Annotated in this window: 19 protein-coding genes, 1 tRNA gene and 1 pseudogene; 9 read left to right on the plus strand and 12 right to left on the minus strand. The window is 65.5% G+C overall.

The features are described from left to right. Positions 1 to 438: 438 nt before the first annotated feature. Positions 439 to 768, plus strand: a pseudogene (locus ACXR2T_RS05070) (ABC transporter ATP-binding protein); the annotation flags it as partial. A gap of 144 nt (positions 769 to 912) precedes the next feature. On the opposite strand, the gene ACXR2T_RS05075 reads toward ACXR2T_RS05070, so the two are convergent. Genes ACXR2T_RS05075 through ACXR2T_RS05085 form a run of 3 tightly spaced genes read right to left on the minus strand, consistent with a single transcriptional unit; the run spans position 913 to position 2,577 of the window. Beyond that, positions 913 to 1,851 carry an SURF1 family cytochrome oxidase biogenesis protein gene (locus tag ACXR2T_RS05075; protein WP_458837815.1) on the minus strand — a complete coding sequence of 313 codons (939 nt, stop codon included), beginning with the start codon at positions 1,849 to 1,851 and terminating at the stop codon, positions 913 to 915. Further along, complete coding sequence (locus ACXR2T_RS05080) at positions 1,844 to 2,086, minus strand: hypothetical protein (RefSeq protein ID WP_458837816.1); 243 nt, start codon at positions 2,084 to 2,086, stop codon at positions 1,844 to 1,846. The genes ACXR2T_RS05075 and ACXR2T_RS05080 overlap by 8 nt, the downstream gene beginning before the upstream one ends. Continuing rightward, complete coding sequence (locus ACXR2T_RS05085) at positions 2,083 to 2,577, minus strand: DUF3099 domain-containing protein (protein WP_458837817.1); 495 nt, start codon at positions 2,575 to 2,577, stop codon at positions 2,083 to 2,085. The genes ACXR2T_RS05080 and ACXR2T_RS05085 overlap by 4 nt, the downstream gene beginning before the upstream one ends. A 144-nt stretch (positions 2,578 to 2,721) precedes the next feature. On the opposite strand from ACXR2T_RS05085, the gene fabG reads away from it, so the two are divergent. Continuing rightward, on the plus strand, positions 2,722 to 3,432 hold the full coding sequence (gene fabG, locus ACXR2T_RS05090; protein WP_458837818.1) for a 3-oxoacyl-ACP reductase FabG: 711 nt from the start codon (positions 2,722 to 2,724) through the stop codon (positions 3,430 to 3,432). A gap of 117 nt (positions 3,433 to 3,549) precedes the next feature. Here fabG and serB read toward each other — a convergent pair whose 3' ends face one another. Beyond that, positions 3,550 to 4,188, minus strand: coding sequence for a phosphoserine phosphatase SerB (gene serB, locus ACXR2T_RS05095; RefSeq protein ID WP_458812675.1), 639 nt, complete (start codon positions 4,186 to 4,188; stop codon positions 3,550 to 3,552). A gap of 62 nt (positions 4,189 to 4,250) precedes the next feature. On the opposite strand from serB, the gene ACXR2T_RS05100 reads away from it, so the two are divergent. Together ACXR2T_RS05100 and ACXR2T_RS05105 are read left to right on the plus strand one after the other, a co-directional pair. Next, positions 4,251 to 5,036 carry an ABC transporter ATP-binding protein gene (locus tag ACXR2T_RS05100; protein WP_458837819.1) on the plus strand — a complete coding sequence of 262 codons (786 nt, stop codon included), beginning with the start codon at positions 4,251 to 4,253 and terminating at the stop codon, positions 5,034 to 5,036. Between the two features lie 118 nt (positions 5,037 to 5,154). Continuing rightward, positions 5,155 to 5,403 (plus strand): type B 50S ribosomal protein L31, encoded by a 249-nt coding sequence (locus ACXR2T_RS05105; protein ID WP_458812679.1) that lies wholly within the window; start codon positions 5,155 to 5,157, stop codon positions 5,401 to 5,403. Between the two features lie 160 nt (positions 5,404 to 5,563). Here the strand turns inward: ACXR2T_RS05105 and ACXR2T_RS05110 are convergent, their stop codons facing one another. Continuing rightward, positions 5,564 to 6,265 carry an exonuclease domain-containing protein gene (locus ACXR2T_RS05110; protein WP_458837820.1) on the minus strand — a complete coding sequence of 234 codons (702 nt, stop codon included), beginning with the start codon at positions 6,263 to 6,265 and terminating at the stop codon, positions 5,564 to 5,566. A gap of 111 nt (positions 6,266 to 6,376) precedes the next feature. On the opposite strand from ACXR2T_RS05110, the gene ACXR2T_RS05115 reads away from it, so the two are divergent. The 3 genes from ACXR2T_RS05115 to ACXR2T_RS05125 are packed head-to-tail and all read left to right on the plus strand — an operon-like array spanning position 6,377 to position 8,897. Next, positions 6,377 to 7,249, plus strand: a complete 873-nt coding sequence (locus tag ACXR2T_RS05115; protein ID WP_458837821.1) for an alpha/beta fold hydrolase — start codon at positions 6,377 to 6,379, stop codon at positions 7,247 to 7,249. Further along, positions 7,246 to 8,103 carry a TrmH family RNA methyltransferase gene (locus ACXR2T_RS05120; RefSeq protein WP_458837822.1) on the plus strand — a complete coding sequence of 286 codons (858 nt, stop codon included), beginning with the start codon at positions 7,246 to 7,248 and terminating at the stop codon, positions 8,101 to 8,103. The genes ACXR2T_RS05115 and ACXR2T_RS05120 overlap by 4 nt, the downstream gene beginning before the upstream one ends. Positions 8,104 to 8,111: 8 nt before the next feature. Then, positions 8,112 to 8,897 (plus strand): phosphatase PAP2 family protein, encoded by a 786-nt coding sequence (locus tag ACXR2T_RS05125; protein ID WP_458837823.1) that lies wholly within the window; start codon positions 8,112 to 8,114, stop codon positions 8,895 to 8,897. A gap of 138 nt (positions 8,898 to 9,035) precedes the next feature. On the opposite strand, the gene ACXR2T_RS05130 is transcribed toward ACXR2T_RS05125, so the two are convergent. The 7 genes from ACXR2T_RS05130 to aceE all read right to left on the minus strand — a co-directional run bounded on the left by ACXR2T_RS05130 (position 9,036) and on the right by aceE (position 17,455). Then, a complete protein-coding gene (locus tag ACXR2T_RS05130; RefSeq protein ID WP_458812689.1) occupies positions 9,036 to 9,779 on the minus strand; it encodes a glutamine amidotransferase in 744 nt (247 codons plus the stop codon). Between the two features lie 114 nt (positions 9,780 to 9,893). Continuing rightward, positions 9,894 to 11,132, minus strand: coding sequence for a beta-ketoacyl-[acyl-carrier-protein] synthase family protein (locus ACXR2T_RS05135; protein ID WP_458812691.1), 1,239 nt, complete (start codon positions 11,130 to 11,132; stop codon positions 9,894 to 9,896). Between the two features lie 68 nt (positions 11,133 to 11,200). Beyond that, positions 11,201 to 11,449, minus strand: a complete 249-nt coding sequence (locus tag ACXR2T_RS05140) for an acyl carrier protein (protein ID WP_458812693.1) — start codon at positions 11,447 to 11,449, stop codon at positions 11,201 to 11,203. Positions 11,450 to 11,488: 39 nt separating this feature from the next. Then, on the minus strand, positions 11,489 to 12,493 hold the full coding sequence (locus ACXR2T_RS05145) for a beta-ketoacyl-ACP synthase III (protein ID WP_458812695.1): 1,005 nt from the start codon (positions 12,491 to 12,493) through the stop codon (positions 11,489 to 11,491). A 20-nt stretch (positions 12,494 to 12,513) separates the two neighbouring features. Next, complete coding sequence (locus ACXR2T_RS05150) at positions 12,514 to 13,434, minus strand: ACP S-malonyltransferase (RefSeq protein ID WP_458812697.1); 921 nt, start codon at positions 13,432 to 13,434, stop codon at positions 12,514 to 12,516. Between the two features lie 79 nt (positions 13,435 to 13,513). Further along, positions 13,514 to 14,719, minus strand: coding sequence for a PucR family transcriptional regulator (locus tag ACXR2T_RS05155; RefSeq protein ID WP_458837824.1), 1,206 nt, complete (start codon positions 14,717 to 14,719; stop codon positions 13,514 to 13,516). A 9-nt stretch (positions 14,720 to 14,728) separates the two neighbouring features. Then, a complete protein-coding gene (aceE, locus tag ACXR2T_RS05160) occupies positions 14,729 to 17,455 on the minus strand; it encodes a pyruvate dehydrogenase (acetyl-transferring), homodimeric type (RefSeq protein ID WP_458812701.1) in 2,727 nt (908 codons plus the stop codon). A 247-nt stretch (positions 17,456 to 17,702) separates the two neighbouring features. Between aceE and ACXR2T_RS05165 the strand changes: the two genes are divergently transcribed. Both ACXR2T_RS05165 and ACXR2T_RS05170 read left to right on the plus strand, forming a co-directional pair. Beyond that, positions 17,703 to 18,164, plus strand: coding sequence for a peroxiredoxin (locus ACXR2T_RS05165; protein ID WP_458812703.1), 462 nt, complete (start codon positions 17,703 to 17,705; stop codon positions 18,162 to 18,164). Positions 18,165 to 18,245: 81 nt separating this feature from the next. Then, positions 18,246 to 18,321: transfer RNA gene (locus tag ACXR2T_RS05170), tRNA-Val, on the plus strand. The last annotated feature ends 42 nt before the right edge of the window (positions 18,322 to 18,363 follow it).

The raw sequence follows: 18,363 nt of genomic DNA on the forward strand, positions 1-18,363 counted from the left end.
TGCCGCACTTTTCTCCGGCACTCCTCCCGATCTGCCCAAAAAGTTCCGGTACCGCAGCAGCGAAAGCATCGACTTCGGATTGGGTAGATGCCCTGTCTGCCCGGTCTAGTGCCGCTCTAAAAAGCTCGATCGACTCTGCAGTGGCGGACTCACAAAGACTAGCGTCCGTCGTGTCAGCAGGTTCAGGTGCTATGTTGCTTTCAGATTCGCTTTGGGGGGCCATATCAGGGATTGGAAGCGCAGAGAAGCTGCAAGAAGTGGATGCCAAAACTAGCAGCCCACTAACGGTCAAGAGTGCAAAATTTTTTGAAGTGACCATCGTGACTTAACTTCTCCGACCTAAGCTTCCACAATCCTGCCACTCAGCTTATCAGAAGCGCACTTCCCGATAAGGAGGCCATCGGTGTCGAGCCGACCGAAGCACTCTTGTTCTGGCACCGCGTACTCGGCTCGTTCGTGTTCACCGGTGACGACGTGTTGAAGCAAGCGGGCGTGCTGTTGGGCAGCGAGAAAATCTGTCTCGCGCTCGCGATGCTCGTGGTCTCGAGTGCCAACGTGCTACTGCTTGATGAGCCGACGAACAACCTCGGCCCCGCGAGCCGCGAAGAGATTCTCGATGCGCTGGCGCACTTCACCGACGCTGTGGTGCTGGTGTCGCACGACCACGGCGCGGTCGAAGCGCTCAGCCCCGAGCGCGTGTCGATCATGCCGGAGGCTACCGAGGGCCACTGGTCAAAGGACTTCCTCGAGCTCATCGAGCTATCGTAACGAGACGTTGGGGCACGCGGGCTGGTCGTTACAGGCGCTCACTAAACGCCGAAGCCCTCAGTCTCTGTGCGAGAGTGAGGGCTTCGTGTGTATCGCGCATGTGCTGATGGCATATGCGCGGGGCACCTTCGTGAGGGTGTGTAACTACTCGTCGAGCAGCGCGTCTTCTTCATCATTATCGCTGGGGCCCCGTCGCTTCTTGCGCAGGGCGGTGCGGCGATCTTGCTCGCGCACCACATCACTGCCAGCGTTGAGCGAGCGATACTCGTGGCGGGCGGCATACCCGACACCGATCGCCGCGATCAGGATGAAGATGTACCACTGCAGTGCGTATGACAGGTGCGGCCCCTCGTCGCGCTCGGGCTTCGCGGGCAGTACGCCGTGCTCGGCAGTTCCCGTATCTGCACTGCCCGTCGCGGCACTGCCCGTCTCGGTGATGAGCATGCCGTAGGCGCCAAGATAGGTCTCACCGTCAACGCCGGTTACCTGCGCGATCGCGGGCACATCGATGCTCGCTACCGTGCGCTCGCCCGCCGAGCGGCCCGTGATTTCGGGTTCAGAAGCGCGTAGCCGTGTCTCGACCGTCACGGGCCCGGTGGGGGCCGCGGGGAGCTGTGCCGTGTCAAAGTTGTCGGCCTCGGCCTCGTTGCCGTTGACGGGCACCCAGCCACGGTTGACATAGAACACGCGACCGTCGGTGGTTCGTAGCCCCTGAATGAGGTCGGAGCCGACGCCGCCGGGCCCTGGCCGGTTGCGCGCAAGCACCGGGTCACCCGCATACTCGCCCGTCACGCTCACAGTGCGCCACTTTTGCACGCTCTCATCAAACACTGCAGGGTCGGGGAGTTCCGTGGCCAGCTCGACAGCAGGTGCCCCGTAATTCGCGTCGATGCGAGCGATCTCGGCGCGCGCCTGGGCGCGGCGATCGAACTGCCAATTGCCGAGCCACACGCATGCAATTGAGAACACGAGAAACATCGCAAAGTAGCCCGCCCAGCGGCGAGAACGCAAGAAGCTCCAGCCAGGCTGTGCGCTGGCCTCCACGCCAGGGCCTTGGGCCTGGACGGTCTGCGTGTCAGTCATCAAGCTCCTCAATGGTGCGTACCTCGAGCGGAAAGTCGCGCGCGGCAAGAAACTCGCGCAGGTACTCCAGGTGTGGCTCGCAGGCGAGCCAGGTTTTGCGGCGGTCAATCGCGTGAATCTTGGGGTTGCGCCACAGCAGCGCAAAGGCTGCTTCGTCGCGGCAGCCCGCGCGAGAGCACTCGAAGCGTTGGGCGGCGTCCCCGCCGAGTACACCGGGGGAGATCACGCCGCTCACGCTGCGCCCTCGGCGTCAGACGCTGACTCAGACTCTGACTCAGGCTCTGACTCGGGTTCCGACTCAGGCTCTGACTCGGGTTCCGACTCAGGCTCAGGTTCTGGCTCCGACTCAGCGACAGGCGCAGCCGCCGTCTCTGCTCCAGCAGCAGGCGCGGGGCGCTCTCTGCGCCGTGTGGGTTCGACGTCGAGCACGATCAATTCGGGCTCGGGAGCCGCCTCGGGCTCGACGGGAGCGCGAATCTCGAGGGGTTCGGCCGCGTCAAACTCCTCGCGCGTGCCCTGCGCGACGGCATTACCCACCATCACAGCAAACCAGGGCAGCACGACCGTGCCGACGGCGGGAATGATGATCCACCAGCCGTGCACCCAAAAAAGCGAGACCACGCACACCACGCGCAGTGCCATGGCAATGAAGTACATGCGCATGCGGTGCGACCGGTCCTCTGCCGCACTCACACCCGCCGATGTGACGCGATATTCCTGACTCATGCGCTCCCTCTTCAACCACCCCAGTTTACTTTGTTCGGCTGAGACCTCACCCAAGCCCGGCTCATACTCCACGCTGCCCATATCGGGTGCAGCGATGACGGTCGCATAAGCTAGAGCGAGACTTTCACCTACGGAGGGACCTTCATGACTACATCGCGCACCGTTCTCGTTACGGGCGGCAACCGAGGCATCGGCTATGCCATCGCAGAGCGCATGCTCGCCGACGGCCACCGCGTAGCCGTAACCGCTCGTTCGGGCGAAGGCCCCGCGGGCTCACTCACCGTGCGCGCAGACATGGGGGACGCGGCATCAATCGACGCGGCCTTCTCGCAGGTCGAGGCAGAGTACGGCCCGGTTGAGGTCGTCGTGGCCAACGCCGGCATCACGAAAGACACGCTGCTGCTGCGCATGACCGAGGAGGACTTCACGAGCGTCATCGACACGAACCTCACGGGCACCTTCCGCGTCGTGAAGCGCGCGGCGAAGGGGCTCTTGAAGGGTCGCTTCGGGCGTGTCATTCTGATCTCGAGCGTCGTGGGGCTCTACGGCTCACCCGGTCAGATCAACTACTCGTCCTCGAAGGCCGCGCTTGTAGGCTTCGCCCGCTCGCTCACCCGCGAGCTCGGCGCACGCAACATCACCGCCAATGTGATCGCTCCCGGGTTCATTGAGACTGACATGACCGCGGCTCTGCCCGAGGCACAGCAAGAGCAGTACCGCGCCTCGATCCCCGCCGCCAGGTTCGGTCAGGTGGCCGAGATCGCGGGCGCGGCATCGTTCCTCGCGGGCGATGACGCGGGCTATATTTCGGGCGCAGTGATCCCGGTCGACGGCGGCCTCGGCATGGGCCACTAACTCCCAACGCACTAAGCACACACAGCACGAAGCGCCGCTGGCATCTCGATCCGGATCAAGATGCCAGCGGCGCTTCGTATGTGTGGCGCGGAGCTGAGCGAGGCAGCTTCGTGCGTGTTAGCTCAGGCGGTCGAGCAGCGGGATCGCGCGCGACAGATCGGCCTCGATCGCCTCGTCGGCACGCTCTACGACGACGGGCTTGCCGTTAAACGACACCCCGAGGGCCGCCACCTTCATCATCTCGAGATCGTTGGCGCCGTCGCCGATCGCGACAGAAGCTGACAGCGGGAGGCCGCTCGATGCGGCCCACTCCTGCAGCGCTTCGGCTTTGGCGGTGGCGTCGATGATCGGGCCGACGGTGCGGCCTGTCAGCTGCCCGTCGACCACTTCGAGCCTGTTAGCGCGCCAAAAATCGAGCCCCAGATCTTTCGCGAGCGGGTCGAGCACCTCGTGAAATCCGCCCGAGACGACGCCCACTTTGCCGCCGCGGCGGTGCACCTCGGCGATGAGCTCGGTGATGCCCGGGGTGAGGCGCACGCGAGCGTAGGTGTCGGCGAACACCGATTCGGGTGTGCCCGCGAGTGTCGCCACGCGCTCGCGCAGGCTCTCGGCGAAGTCGAGCTCGCCACGCATGGCACGCTCGGTCACCTCGGCGACCGCCTCGCGGCTGCCCGCCGCGTCGGCGATGAGTTCGATCACCTCATCCTGAATGGTCGTCGAATCACAATCAAGCACAACAAGGGGAGCAACGGTCATGACTCCAGTCTATGCAGCGTGCCATGCCGGCGCCCGCGCGCGAAGTCGTTAGGCTGTAGTTCATGACCAATGTGCTGCGCTTCACTGATGTCTCATACGTGCGAAACCAACGCCCGATTCTCGACAACGTCAGTTGGGCGGTCGAGGATTCAGAGCGCTGGGTGGTGCTCGGCCCGAACGGGGCGGGCAAGACGACGCTCATGAAGCTCGCCACGACACAGGATTTCGCGACACGCGGCACCGTCGACGTGCTCGGCGAACGCCTCGGCAAGGTGGACGTGTTTGAGCTGCGCACGCGCATCGGCTTCGTGTCTTCTGCCTCGGCGCGACGCATTCCGCCGCAGGAGACCGTGCGCAACGTCGTGCTCACCGCCGCCTACTCGGTTGAGGGCCGCTGGCGTGAGCAATACGACGAGATCGATATTGAGCAGGCCGATCGCGTGCTCGCAGAGTGGAACCTCTCGGCGTTCGCAGACAGCGCGTTTGGCACCCTCAGCGATGGCGAGCGCAAGCGTGCCATGATCGCCCGGGCCGTGATGACCGACCCCGAGCTGCTGCTGCTCGACGAGCCCAGCGCGAGCCTCGACCTGGGCGCGCGCGAGCGCCTCATCGAGATCCTGTCGAGCTTCGCACAGTCGCCGTATGCCCCGGCCATGATCATGGTCACCCACCACGTCGAAGAGATTCCGCCCGGGTTCACGCACGTGCTCATGGTGCGCGACGGCCACATTCAGGCGGCCGGGCCCATCAGCACGACCCTCACCGCAGAAAACCTCGAAGCGACGTTTGGTTTGCCGCTCGCGCTCACCGAGACGAACGGGCGCTATGCGGCGACCGCACGTGGCTAGCACGACGCTGGCGAACGTCTGCTAAACTAGATCGCTGTGCGGTAATCCGCGCCATCCCAAGACCTCGGAGCGTGCTGTTACACGCTCCCATCCAGGCAAACAACTTAAAGGAACACTCATGAAGACCGAGATTCACCCCGAGTACAACGCAATCGTTTTCCGCGACCTCGCATCGGGAGAGACGTTCCTCACCCGTTCGACCCTGTCGAGCGCAAAGACCATCGAGCTTGATGGCGTGACCTACCCCGTCATCGACGTCGAGATCTCGAGCGCATCGCACCCCTTCTACACGGGCAAGCAGCGCATCATGGACTCGGCCGGCCGCGTCGAGAAGTTCAACCAGCGCTTCAAGGGCTTCGGCGCCTAACCAGCTGCTGCGTACAAAGCGGGGCCGGATCCTTGGGATCCGGCCCCGCTTTGCTATGCGCGAAAGCAGTTCAGCACGCGGGCGGGCCCGCGAGCTAAGCCCGCGAGCCCGGGGGCCCGGGTGCGAGCCCAGCCCGCGAGCCCGGGTACCCGCCCGCGAGCTAGGCCCGCAGCGGCCAGCGCCCGTCGGCGACAAACTGTGGGTCGCGCGCGCGGCGCATGTAGGCCTGAAAGTTTTCGGCCTGCGCTGCAGACCATCCCACCTGCGCGGCGTGCAACTCGTCGAGCTCGGGCGGCGCGACATCGGCGTACTTGAGAGCGATCTGCTGCAGCACGCGGCCGGCCGCAATAGCATCTTCGCCCGCGTCGTGCGCGTGACCAAGCTCGATACCGTAGTGAGCCGCGACGACCTCGAGGGTGCGCTTGCCCTTGCGGTAGCGGTCAAATTGCTTATCGAGCAGCAGCGGATCGAGCACGGGCGTGACCTGCTCGGGCCAGGCGACCCCGTGCCTGGCGGCCTCAGCGGCGAGCAGGGTCAGATCGAACGGCGCGTTATAGGCGACAACGGGGTAGCCGCGGTCGAGCATTTCGCGCAGCTGCGAGACGATTTGGGCGACACCGACGGCCGCATCCATGCCGCTGGCGCGCGCGACTTCGGTCGTGATGCCGTGCACGTTCGCCGCGGCGTCGGGAATAGGCACCCCCGGGTCGATAAGCCAGTCATAGCGCTCGAGCACCTCGCCCGCTGGCCCGAGGAGCGCAATGGCGGCGCTCACGATGCGCGCCTGAGAGGTGTCAACGCCCGTGGTCTCTGTGTCAAAGACGGCAAGGTGCGTGGCCCAGAGGGGAAGTGTTTTGGTCACGTCAGTTCCTTTCGTTATGTCGATGCTATCGGCCGCCACCGACACGCCCGGCCCAGAGCTTTGGGGCGGCCAGCCCAGAACCCTGCCAGGGCTGCTCGCTACGATGGGGGAGTGAGTGACACCGCGCAGCATCTGACCGTGGAGGTGCTCGGCGCGCCCACGAAAGCCTGGCAGTACGGCAGCGCCGAAGGCCCGGCCCTCATCATGGTGCACGGGTTTCGCGGCGATCACCACGGGCTCGAAGGCATCGCGCAGGCGCTCGCCAAGGCGCGGCCCGAGCTGCGCATCATCGTGCCTGATCTGCCCGGCTTTGGTGCTTCGCCCGCGATCGGCGGCCGCACGCACGACATTGCACTCTACGGTGAGTGGCTGCGCGCATTCGCAGCGGCCACAGCACCCACAGGGTTCGCGATCCTAGGGCACTCCTTTGGGTCGCTCGTCGTGACAGCCGCCATCAAGGGCGGACTCGACCCCGTGCGCGCGATCCTGATCAACCCGATTTCTGCGCCCGCGCTCGAAGGGCCGCAGGCGCTCCTCACGCAGCTCGCCATTGGCTACTACAAGCTGGCCGAGATGCTGCCCGAGCGCGGTGCCCGCGCACTGCTGGGCAACCCTGCGATCGTGCGCGGCATGAGCGAAGTCATGGCGAAGACCCGCGACCGCGAACTGCGCGCGTGGATTCACGGGCAACACGGCGCCTATTTCAGCCGGTTCGCCGATGCCGCGACGCTACTCGACGCGTTTCGCGCGTCGGTGTCGCACACCGTCATTGAAGACGCGCGGGTGTACACCATGCCGACGCTCATCGTGGCGGGTGACCGTGACGACATCACGCCGCTCGCCAAGCAGCTCGAACTGCAGCGACGCATTCCCGAGGCGACGCTGCGCATTATTCCCGGCACGGGCCACCTGGTGCACTATGAAGCGGTCGAGGACGCGGTAGCGTTTGTGATCTGGCATTTGACGGAAGAAGTAACAGCGTGAACATCATTCGCATCACCGACATCCACGCTCCCGAGCTGACCGATTTCACGGGTCTCACCGACGTGGCGATGCGGCGGGTGCGCGAGCCCGCCGAGGGTCTCTACCTCGCCGAATCACCCAAGGTGATTGAGCGTGCGCTGCGCGTGGGGCACCGGCCTCGGGCGGTGCTACTCGCCGAGGTGTGGCTTGAACAGATGGAGCCGGTGCTCGCGGCTTACCCCGACGTGCCCGTGTACGTTGGCACCTCTGAACAGCTCGAGCAGCTGACCGGGTTCAACATGCACCGCGGTGCGCTCGCATCGATGCACCGGCCGACACCGCTCGATCCGGTGGAGCTGCTGCGCGCGTCGCGACGCGTCGTCGTGCTCGAGGACCTGGCCGACCACACGAACGTTGGCGCTGTGTTTCGGTCTGCCGCGGCGCTCGGAGTCGATGCCGTGCTGCTGTCGCCCGGCTGCGCAGACCCGCTCTACCGCCGCGCGGTGCGCGTGAGCATGGGGGCGGTGCTGCAGGTGCCGTGGGCGCGGTTGCCAGACTGGCGCGAGGCGGGCCCGATGTTTCGCGAGGAGGGTTACGAGCTCACCGCGTTCGCGCTGCGTGACGACGCCCAAGACCTTGCTGAGTTTGTTGGTGATATTCCGGATCGCCTGGCCCTCATGTTTGGCACCGAGGGGCCCGGGCTCAGCCGCAGGGCACTCGCCTCGGCGGCACGCTCGGTCGTGATTCCGATGGAGCACGGCGTCGACTCGTTGAACGTCGCCACAGCGGCGGCGCTCGCGCTGTGGGCGGTGCGCACGGGCGACGCACAGGCCCGTGCGGCGGCTCCCGCTGTCGTAGCCGCCGCGGGGCGGTGAGCGACGCCGTGCAGAGGGTGAGGGGGCGCCGGCGGGCGCTGTGGTTCACGATCTTCTGGGCAGCGCTGGGTGTCGGCTCGTACGTGCTCGGAGTGCGCAACGAGCTCGGTCAACGGGCCGAGGAGAGCGTGCTCGACGCGGCCGAGTTTACGACGAGCCCGCCGCCACCGCTCAACCTGGTATCGATTCCCTCGGTCGCGGTAGCGCTGATTATCGTGGGCGTCATCGCCCTCGCAGTACACGGCGTGCGCCGGGCGATCGTGGTGACCGTTGTTCCCGCCGGTGCGATCATCGCGTCGCAGCTGCTCAAACAGCAGCTGCTCACCAGGCCTGCGCTCTTTGAACTCGACCTGCCCAACACGTTTCCGAGCGGACACATGACCGTGTTTATGGCGCTCATGGCGGGCCTCATCTGGGCGGTGCCGGCCCGCGGTAGGGCGATTGTGGCACTCGGCAGCACGGCTTTGTTGGGCGCCGTGGGGTGGCAGCTGCTCGCGTTTGGGTGGCACAGGCCAAGCGACGTGTTCGGGGGAGTCGCGCTGGGAGCCTTGGCCTTCTCGCTCGTCTGCCTGCTCAAGCCCGTGACGGCGAGCGGCCAGGCCATGCTGGGGCGATCAGTCTCGGTGGGGCTGGCGATGTGCGGCTGGATCTTGCTCGGCGGAGCGTGCGTACTGGCGTTGGCCGCATGGGTCGGCGATAGCCCGGCGCTGATGCTGAGCGCGGGGGAGTTTGGGAGTGTCGGTCTCAGCGCGCTGGCGAGCCGATCAATCTTGCTGTTGAGCTCGCCCTGGTAGAGCCCCTGCGTCCCTGTCCGCCCCTAGCGGTCGCCAGCGGGGCCTGTGTCATTCTGCGCGTAGTCGCAGAATCAACTGTGGATCCTGCGACTCGCTACGCTCGCGCAGGATGACGAATCAGCCTACTGATGTGGTCCCTTAGCGGTCGCCAGAAGAAATGTATTCTTCAACGAATCGGCCCAGCACCATGTGTGACGCGCGCACATCGGCGCGTTCGGCGCCCGCGACAATCGTGTCTACCTCGCTCGGTTCAAAGTAGCCGTGGTGCGCGTACGCGCGCACCCGTGACGTGAACGATGCGGTATCGAGCTCGGGGTGAAACTGGGTGGCATACACGTTGTCTCCCACGCGAAACGCCTGCACGGGGCAGGTGGGAGAACTCGCCAACACGGTGATCGTGTCGGGCACCTCGGTGATTGCTTCTTTGTGCCCCACGAACGCGTCAAATGTGGCGGGCAACTGGTGTAGCAGCGGGTCGATAAGGCCCGCGTCAGTGAGTGTGATGCGAGCGGCCTGCGAGCTTTCACCGTAGGTGCGATCGACGCGCGCCCCCTGGTGCGCACCAATCGTGCCGATCCCGTAGCAGACCCCCAGAAACGGAAAGTCGCGTCGCACGACCTCGGTGAGCAGCTGCGCAAGCTCCTGCTCAACCCGCCGTTCAGTCGGCGACTTCAGCTCATCGGGTTCACTCACCGTGAAGGGGCTGCCCGCGAGAATAATGCCCGAATACGCCGAGAAGTCGATGGGGCCGAGCGGGCCCGACTCGATCCGGCGCCATTCAAGGTCCTCAGGCAGCAGGCCAGTGAGACGGCAGTATGCCGCGTGCTCATCTGCGGCCTCAGTGTCTTCACCGCGCGTGGTGATGAGCAGAAAGGGCTTCATAATAGTTACCGTATCGTGTGACAGCGCGAGTCGCTCACGCAAGACGCCGCGGCCGCAACACACCGTAACCCACGCGGGTCAGGGGTGCCGCGGCCGCGGCGCAAAGCACGAGAATTAGTTGTAGGAGCGCACCGCGAGAACCGCGTTGTGGCCGCCAAACCCAAACGAGTTCGAGATCGCCAGCTGCGGGGCATCGCCCAGCGCCTGCGCCTCGCCCGACACCTGCAGCGGGATCTCGGGATCCTGTTCGGTGAGGTTGATCGTGGGGGGAGCGACGCGGTTTCGCACCGCGAGCACCGTGAACATCGCCTCGAGCGCGCCGGTGCCACCGAGCAGGTGACCGGTGGCCGCCTTCGTGGCAGACACGGGAATCTCGTGTACGCGATCACCGAAGACACGCTTGAGCGCCGTGTACTCGGCGATATCGCCCACGGGAGTCGACGTCGCGTGCGCGTTGATGTGCGTCACGTCGGCAGCGGTCGCGCCGGCCTGTTCGAGCGCGAGCTCAACTGCGCGGCTGGCTCCCTTGCCCTCGGGCTCGGGGGCGGTGATGTGGTACGAGTCAGCGGTTACGCCGCCGCCCGCGATCTCGGCGTAAATGCGCGCGCCGCGCGCGAGCGCGTGCTCTTCGGTCTCGAGCACGAGCGCCGCAGCGCCCTCACCCATGACGAAACCGTCGCGGCTCACATCGTACGGGCGCGACGCGGTCGCAGGGTCATCGTTGCGCTTTGACAGCGCCTGCATCGAGTTGAACGATGCGAGCGTGATCGGGTGAATCGCCGCCTCAGATCCGCCCGCGATAACCACGTCGGCGTAGCCGGCCTGCAGGTGCTCGTAGGCGTTCACGATCGCCTCGGTGCTCGACGCGCACGCCGAGGCTACGGTGCGCGCGTAGGCGCGAGCCTCAAAGTGCATCGACACGGCGGCGGAGGGGGCGTTGGGCATGAGCATGGGCACGGTCAACGGCAGAACGCGGCGCGGGCCCTTCTCACGCAGGGTGTCCCACGCGTCAAGCAGCGACCACAGGCCGCCAATTCCGGTTGCCCAATCGACGCCAAGGCGCTCGTGCGGCAGCTCGGGGCTTCCCGCATCGGCAAACGCCTCCATCGCGGCGACAAGCGCAAACTGGCTTGAAGGATCAAGGCGCTTCGCGACGGGGCGGGCGAGAACCTCGCCCGGCTGCACCTTCGCTTTAGCGGCGAACGCGACCGAGAGGTCGTACTGTTCGGTCCAGTCGTTGTCGAGGGTGGCGGCTCCGGAGGCTCCGGCGAGGAGTGCGTCCCAGCTTTCGGATGCGGTGCCGCCAATGGGGCTCGATGCGCCGATGCCGGTAACGACAATCTTCTTCGTCATGTGTGAGTGCTCCACGTAGGTGAAAAGTTTTGGGGGCGGGGCGCTATCGCGCCCCGCCGGGAAAACGCTTAGGCCTGAGCCTTCACGATGAAGTCGACGGCGTCGCCGACGGTCTTCAGGTTCTTGACCTCTTCATCGGGGATCTTGACGTCGAACTTCTCTTCTGCGTTGACGACGATGGTCATCATCGAGATCGAGTCGATGTCGAGGTCATCGGTGAACGACTTGCCCGGTGCGACAACGTCTGCGGCGATGCCGGTCTCGTCGTTGATGAGCTCGGCCAGGCCTGCGAGGACCTCTTCGTTGCTGAATGCCATTGTTGTTTCTCCTTGAATATGGGTTGTGGCTGTAAAAGTTTAGGGGATCTCGACGACCTGCGCGCCAAACACGAGGCCAGCACCAAAACCGATGGTCAGGGCGAGACCGCCCGACAGTTCGGGGTGCTCCTCGCGCAGCGCGTGCAGCGCGAGCGGAATTGAGGCGGCAGACGTGTTGCCCTGCATCTCGATGTCGCGGGCCACGATGACCGACTCGGGCAGCTTCAGCTGCTTCGCGAACTCATCGATGATACGCAGGTTGGCCTGGTGGGGCACAAACGCGGCGAGCTCTTCTGGCTTGATCCCTGATTCCTCGAGCGTGCGGCGAGCGACCTTTGCCATCTCCCACACCGCCCAACGAAACACGGTCTGGCCGTCTTGACGCAGCGTCGGCCACGCCACCTCGGTGGGGTTCTCGCGGTACTCCTGGAACGTGGAGGTCACGCGAATCGTGTCCCACTTCTCGCCGTCTGAGCCCCACACGGTGGGGCCGATGCCGGTGTGGTCGCTCGCACCCACGATGACGGCTCCGGCGCCATCTGCGAGCAAGAATGAGATGCTGCGGTCGGTCGGGTCAATGATGTCAGAGAGCTTCTCTGCGCCGATGACGAGCACGTTCTTGCAGTTACCCGCGCGCACGAGCGCGTCGGCCTGCCCCACGGCGTACACGTACCCGGCGCACGCGGCCGAGATGTCGAAGGCTGCCGCGGGGGTGAGACCGAGTCGGTGCGCTGCGAGAGCGGCCATCGAGGGCGTGACCGCGACGTTCGAGATGGTCGAAATGATGACGCCATCAATGTCGCTGCGGTCGAGGCCCGACTTGATGATCGCTTCTTCGCCCGCGGCAACGGCGAGGTCGACCGCTCCCACGTGCTCGCTCGCGCGGCGGCGCTGAATGATGCCGGTGCGCTGCCTGATCCACTCATCTGAGGAGTCGATCGGGCCGACGATGTCGTCATTGGGCACGTCAACGTCACCGCGTGCCGCACCTATCGAGAGGATGCGGGTGTGAGCGGGGCCTGTCGGCTGCACGAGGGGGGCCATGGGAGTCCTTTCGGTCGGCCTTAGTTGGCCGTGTCGGCGATCAGCGCGATCGCGGCATCGAGGTCGGCTGGAGTCTTCACTGCCACGGTGGGCACGCCCTTGAGTGCACGCTTGGCGATGCCCGTGAGTGCGCCCGCAGGGGCAAGCTCGATGAGTCCGGTAATACCGGCCTCCTGGAAGCTCGCCATGCACGCGTCCCAGCGCACCGGGTGCGCAATCTGCGACACGAGCAGCTCAAGAAACTTCGCGCCCGAAGCGACACGCGTGCCGTCAGCATTGGTCCACAGCGGGCGATCCGGATCATTGACGCTCACGCCCGCCGCTGCCTGCTGCAGCGTGGGGACCGCAGACGCCATGTAGTTCGTGTGGAAGGCGCCCGCGACCTGCAGCGGAATGACGCGTGCGCCACGCGGGGCGTCTTCAGCGAGCGCGGCAAGCGCCTCGGGCGCGCCCGCCGCGACCGTTTGCCCGCCACCGTTACGGTTGGCGGGGGTGAGGCCGTGCGCCTCGATCTTGGCCAAGACGTCGGCCTCGACGCCGCCGACGACGGCGGCCATGCCGGTGCGTTCGCGCCCGGCCGCCTCGGCCATTGCGCGGCCGCGGGTGCCTACGAGCGACAGGGCGTCGCCCGGGGTCAATACGCCAGCGGCCGCGGCCGCGGCGTACTCGCCGACGGAGTGACCCGCGACGCCTGCGCCAGCGAGCGAGGTGCGTGCCTCAAGCTCGCGCCAAGCGAGCAGGCTCGCGGCCACAATGAGCGGCTGCGCGACGGCGGTGTCTTTGATCGTGTCAGCGTCACTCACGGTGCCGTGCGTAGCGAGGTCTACGCCTGAGCGTTCTGACGCCTCAGCAATAAACTCTCTGGCACCGTCGAGGGCAAGCCACTCGTTCAAGAAACCGGGGGTCTGTGAGCCCTGACCCGGGCAGGCGATAACAATCACGCTTTACAGTTTCTCAGATGGAGACCGGAATGACTGCATATAACCCACCATAAATTCGGGAATTCATTGTGGAATAGCTTCATTTCTTGGGTGTCGTGGGGCGTTTCGGTCCGTGCTGCGCGATGGAACCCGCAATCAATGCCGACTGCAAGATCAGTGCTTCACGGGCGCCGGTCGCGTTCCAACCAATCACTTCAGACACCTTCTTGAGCCGGTATCGCACTGTGTTGGGGTGCACAAACAGCTCACGCGCGGTGGCCTCGAGCGAACGGCCGTTGTCGAGATAACACCACAGCGTCTCAAGCAGCTCGGTCGAGTGCGCCTGCAGCGGCTCGTAGATCTGTTCAATGAGCGTGCGCCGGGCGAGTCCGTCGCCCGCGAGCGCGCGCTCGGGGAGTAGGTCGTCTGCGTTCACGGGCCGCGGGGCGTGGCGCCACGACCGCGCCACGGCCACCCCGGCCAGGGCGGCGCGGGCGCTACGAGAAGCATCTATCAGGTTGTCGACGGTGGGGCCCAGCACCAGGGGGCCGTCTGAGAAGCCGCTCGCCAGGCGAGACGAGATCTCGATGAAGCTGAGCTCTTCTGCAGCCGCGCCCTGCTGGTGCTGGGGGAGCCTTGCCGGGTCAACGCGGCCGAGCACCAGCACCAGCCGGGTGCCCTGCAGCCCAATGAGCGCGTCGGCACCCGCGTGACGGGCGTTGCGGCGCAGCTGATCGACGTCGACGACGCGCTCGGCGGTGCCCACGAGCACCGCCACCTCACCGTCGCCGTGCCAGCCGAGCGCCGCGATCCGGCTGGGAAGTTCGTCGTCGCTTTCGCCCGTGAGGATCGAATCGACGACGAGCGCCTCGAGGCGCGCGTCCCAGAGGCCGCGCGCCTCGGCGGCGCGCGCGTAGACGTCGGCGGCCGCGAAAGCGACATCGCGCGAGTAGTGCAGCACGGCCTCGCGCAACGCCTCGCTGCGCGGGGCAACCCGCTCCTCAACAACCGAAACGACGACGCGAATCAGCTGCAGAGTTTCTTGCAGGCTGATCGAGCGCAGCAGCTCACGCGGGGCCGCGCTGAACACGTCAGACGCGATCCACGGCGTAGATGTCGGATCCTCGTACCACTGAATGAACGAGGAGATACCCGTCTGCGCGACGAGGCCGACGGCCGACCGCCGGCTCGGCGGCATGTTGCCGTACCACGGCAGCGTGTCGTCGAGCCGGGTGATCGTGCGGGTGGAGAGCTCGCCTGTGATGCTGCGCAGCCAGGCGAGCTCTTGCTCCTTCGTGCCCTCCATAGGTGTGTGTTACGCGTCCCCGCCCGCACCGCCGGTCGTACCGGCGTTGACCTCGAGCAGGCGGTACTGCGCGGCGGCGCGACGCGGCACGTCGGCCGCGATCTTGCCCTGCGCAGCGAGGCGCTGCAGCACCTTCACCACGACCGACTCGCGGTCGATGTGGAAGAAGCGGCGCGCGGCAGCGCGCGTGTCAGAGAAGCCAAAGCCGTCTGCGCCGAGCACCGAGTAGTCACCGGGCACGAACTGGCGAATCTGGTCGGGAACCTCGGTCGACCAGTCGCTGACGGCCACAACGGGGCCTTCAAAGCCCTGCAGGCGCTGCGTGACGTAGGGTACGCGCGGGGTCTCATCGAGGTGCAAGAAGTTGTGCTTCTCTGCATCGACGCCGTCGCGGCGCAGCTCTGACCAGCTCGTCACGCTCCACACATCGGCGCTGACGCCCCAGTCGCGGGCCAGGATTTCTGCGGCCTCGCGAGCCCAGGGAACAGCCACGCCCGAGGCGAGAATCTGCGCCTTCACGCCGTCAGCTTCGCCCGCCTGCACACGGTGCATACCGCGCACAATGCCTTCAACGTCGGTGCCCTCGGGCTCTGCCGGGTGCACGATCGGCTCGTTGTACACGGTCATGTAGTACATGACGTTGGGATCCGGGTGGATTCCGCCGTACATGCGCTCGATGCCGGATCGCACGATGTGACCGATCTCGTAGCCGTAGGCCGGGTCATACGAGACGACCGCGGGGTTCGTGTTCGCGAGCACGAGCGAGTGGCCGTCAGCGTGCTGCAGGCCCTCGCCGGTGAGCGTGGTGCGGCCGGCGGTGGCGCCAATGATGAAGCCGCGCGCCATCTGATCGCCGGCAGCCCAGAAGGCGTCGCCGGTACGCTGGAACCCAAACATCGAGTAGAAGATGTAGATGGGAATGAGCGGCTCACCCTGCGTCGAGTACGAGGTGCCGACCGCGGTAAACGCGGCCGTAGCGCCAGCCTCGTTGATGCCCACGTGCAGCATGACGCCCTGCGGGCTCTCCTTGTAGGCGAGCAGCAGCTCACGGTCAACCGACGCGTAGTTCTGACCGTGCGGGTTGTAGATCTTCGACGAGGGGAAGTACGCGTCCATGCCGAACGTGCGCGCCTCGTCGGGAACGATCGGCACGAAGCGAGGGCCGAAGCCCTTGTCGCGCATCAGGTCCTTGAGCATGCGTACGAACACCATCGTGGTCGCGGCCTCCTGCGTGCCCGTGCCCTTCGCCGCGATGGCGTAAGACTTGGGCTCGGGGAGAGTGAGCTCCTTGTGCGTGCTGCGACGCTCGGGCACGTAGCCGCCCAGCGCGCGACGACGCTCGAACATGTACTGGATGGCCGGATCGTCGTTACCTGGGTGGTAGTACGGCGGCTGGTACGGATCTGCCTCGAGCTGCTCATCGGTGATGGGGATGTGCATGGTGTCGCGGAAGAGCTTGAGGTCTTCAAGCGTCATCTTCTTCATCTGGTGCGTCGCGTTGCGCCCCTCGAAGTGGGGGCCGAGGCCGTAGCCCTTGACCGTCTTCGCGAGAATAACGGTGGGGCGACCCTTGTGGGCGAGTGCCTCGGCGTACGCGGCGTAGACCTTGCGGTAGTCGTGGCCGCCGCGGCGCAGCTGCCAGATCTCGTCATCGGTCATGTCTTCGACGAGGCGAGCGGCGCGCTCGTCCTTGCCGAAGAAGTTGTCGCGAATGTAGCCGCCACTCTCAGCCTTGTAGGTCTGGTAGTCACCGTCGGGCGTGGTGTTCATGACGTTCAGCAGCGCACCCTCGGTGTCGCGCTCGAGCAGGTCGTCCCACTCGCGACCCCACACAACCTTGATGACGTTCCAGCCTGCGCCGCGGAAGTAGCTCTCAAGCTCCTGAATGATCTTGCCGTTGCCGCGCACGGGACCGTCGAGACGCTGCAGGTTGCAGTTGATCACGAAGGTGAGGTTGTCGAGGCCCTCGTTAGCTGCGACCTGCAGCTGGCCGCGGCTCTCGACCTCGTCCATCTCGCCGTCGCCGAGGAACGCCCAGACGTGCTGGTCCGAGGCGTCCTTGATGCCGCGGTTCGTCAGGTAGCGGTTCAGCTGCGCTTGGTAGATCGCGTTGATGGGGCCGAGGCCCATCGATACGGTGGGGAACTGCCAGAAGTCGGGCAGGCTGCGCGGGTGCGGGTAGCTCGGCAGAGCGTGACCCTCGTGCGACTTCTCTTGACGGAACCCGTCGAGATCCTTTTCAGACAGGCGCCCTTCGAGGAACGCGCGCGCGTAGATGCCGGGGGAGGCGTGGCCCTGAATGAAGATCTGGTCGCCGCCGCCGGGGTGATCCTGCCCGCGGAAGAAGTGGTTAAATCCGACCTCGTACAGCGACGCCGCCGACGCGTAAGTCGAGATGTGGCCGCCGACGCCAATGCCGGGGCGCTGTGCGCGGTGCACTGTGACCGCAGCGTTCCAGCGAATCCATGAGCGGTAGCGGCGCTCAAGCTCCTCGTTGCCGGGGAACGGCGCTTCGTCGCCCGCCGCGATTGTGTTGACGTAGTCGGTGGTCGGAACCATCGGCACGCCGAGGCGCAGCTCACGCGAGCGCGCAAGCATGCTCGTCATGATCTCGCGGCCACGGGCGGGGCCACGCTCATCGACTACTGCGTCGAGTGACTCACGCCATTCTGCGGTTTCCTGAGGATCCACATCGTCCTGATCCGGCGCGTAGGGATCCTGTGTGTTCACAGCCAAGATTGTGCTCCATTCACCATGCTGCGTGCCGGGGTTGCGCGGGTTCTTGCGCAAGTGCGGCACGGGCGATCCCGCTGATTCGCGGGCCACCTACCAGACTAGCGAATATCCACGATAAAAGCGTGCATTCTATGGTTGAAAGTGTCAATGTGCGCACAAAATTCGCCGTGCACGGGTGCCTGCCCTGTGGCTAGGGTGGGAGTGACCGAAGAATCGAATGGCGCAACGCGTCAAGAACGGAGCATAGATGTCACTCGCAGTAGGAACCCAGGCCCCCGAGTTCACGCTGTCAGACCAGCACGGTGAAGAACTGACTCTCTCAGAGCTCGTCGCAGAGGGCCCCGTTGCGCTCGTCTTCTTCCCCCTCGCCTTTTCGGGGATCTGCACGGGAGAACTGTGTGAGCTGCGCGACAACCTGTCGATCTTCGCCGACAGCAAGGTTCGCCTCGTCGGCATCTCGGTCGACTCGGTGTACACGCTCAAGGCGTGGGCAGAGACCGAGGGGTACGAGTTCTCGATCCTGTCTGACTTCTGGCCGCACGGCGAAGTCGCCAAGCAGTTCGGCGTCTTCGTTGAGGAGGCCGGCATTGCCACGCGTGCAACCTTCGTGATCGGCGAAGACCGCAAGGTGCTCGCCGCGTTCGAAACCGCTCCCGGCGAGGCCCGCGACTTCGCGTCGTACAAGGAAGCTCTCGCGGCCATCGCGTAACGCGCGACGCGCGCGGGATTTCTCGATTCGCGCAGCCGGGGTGAACGCCCATATGATTATGGAGTTCGCTTCGGCGAGCGAGGGCCTGTAGCTCAGCTGGTAGAGCGCCACGTTTACACCGTGGATGTCGTCGGTTCGATCCCGGCCGGGCCCACCATATGACCCCCACTCGGTACTTCCGAGTGGGGGTTTTCGCATT

Source organism: Leucobacter faecis (genome assembly GCF_054456635.2).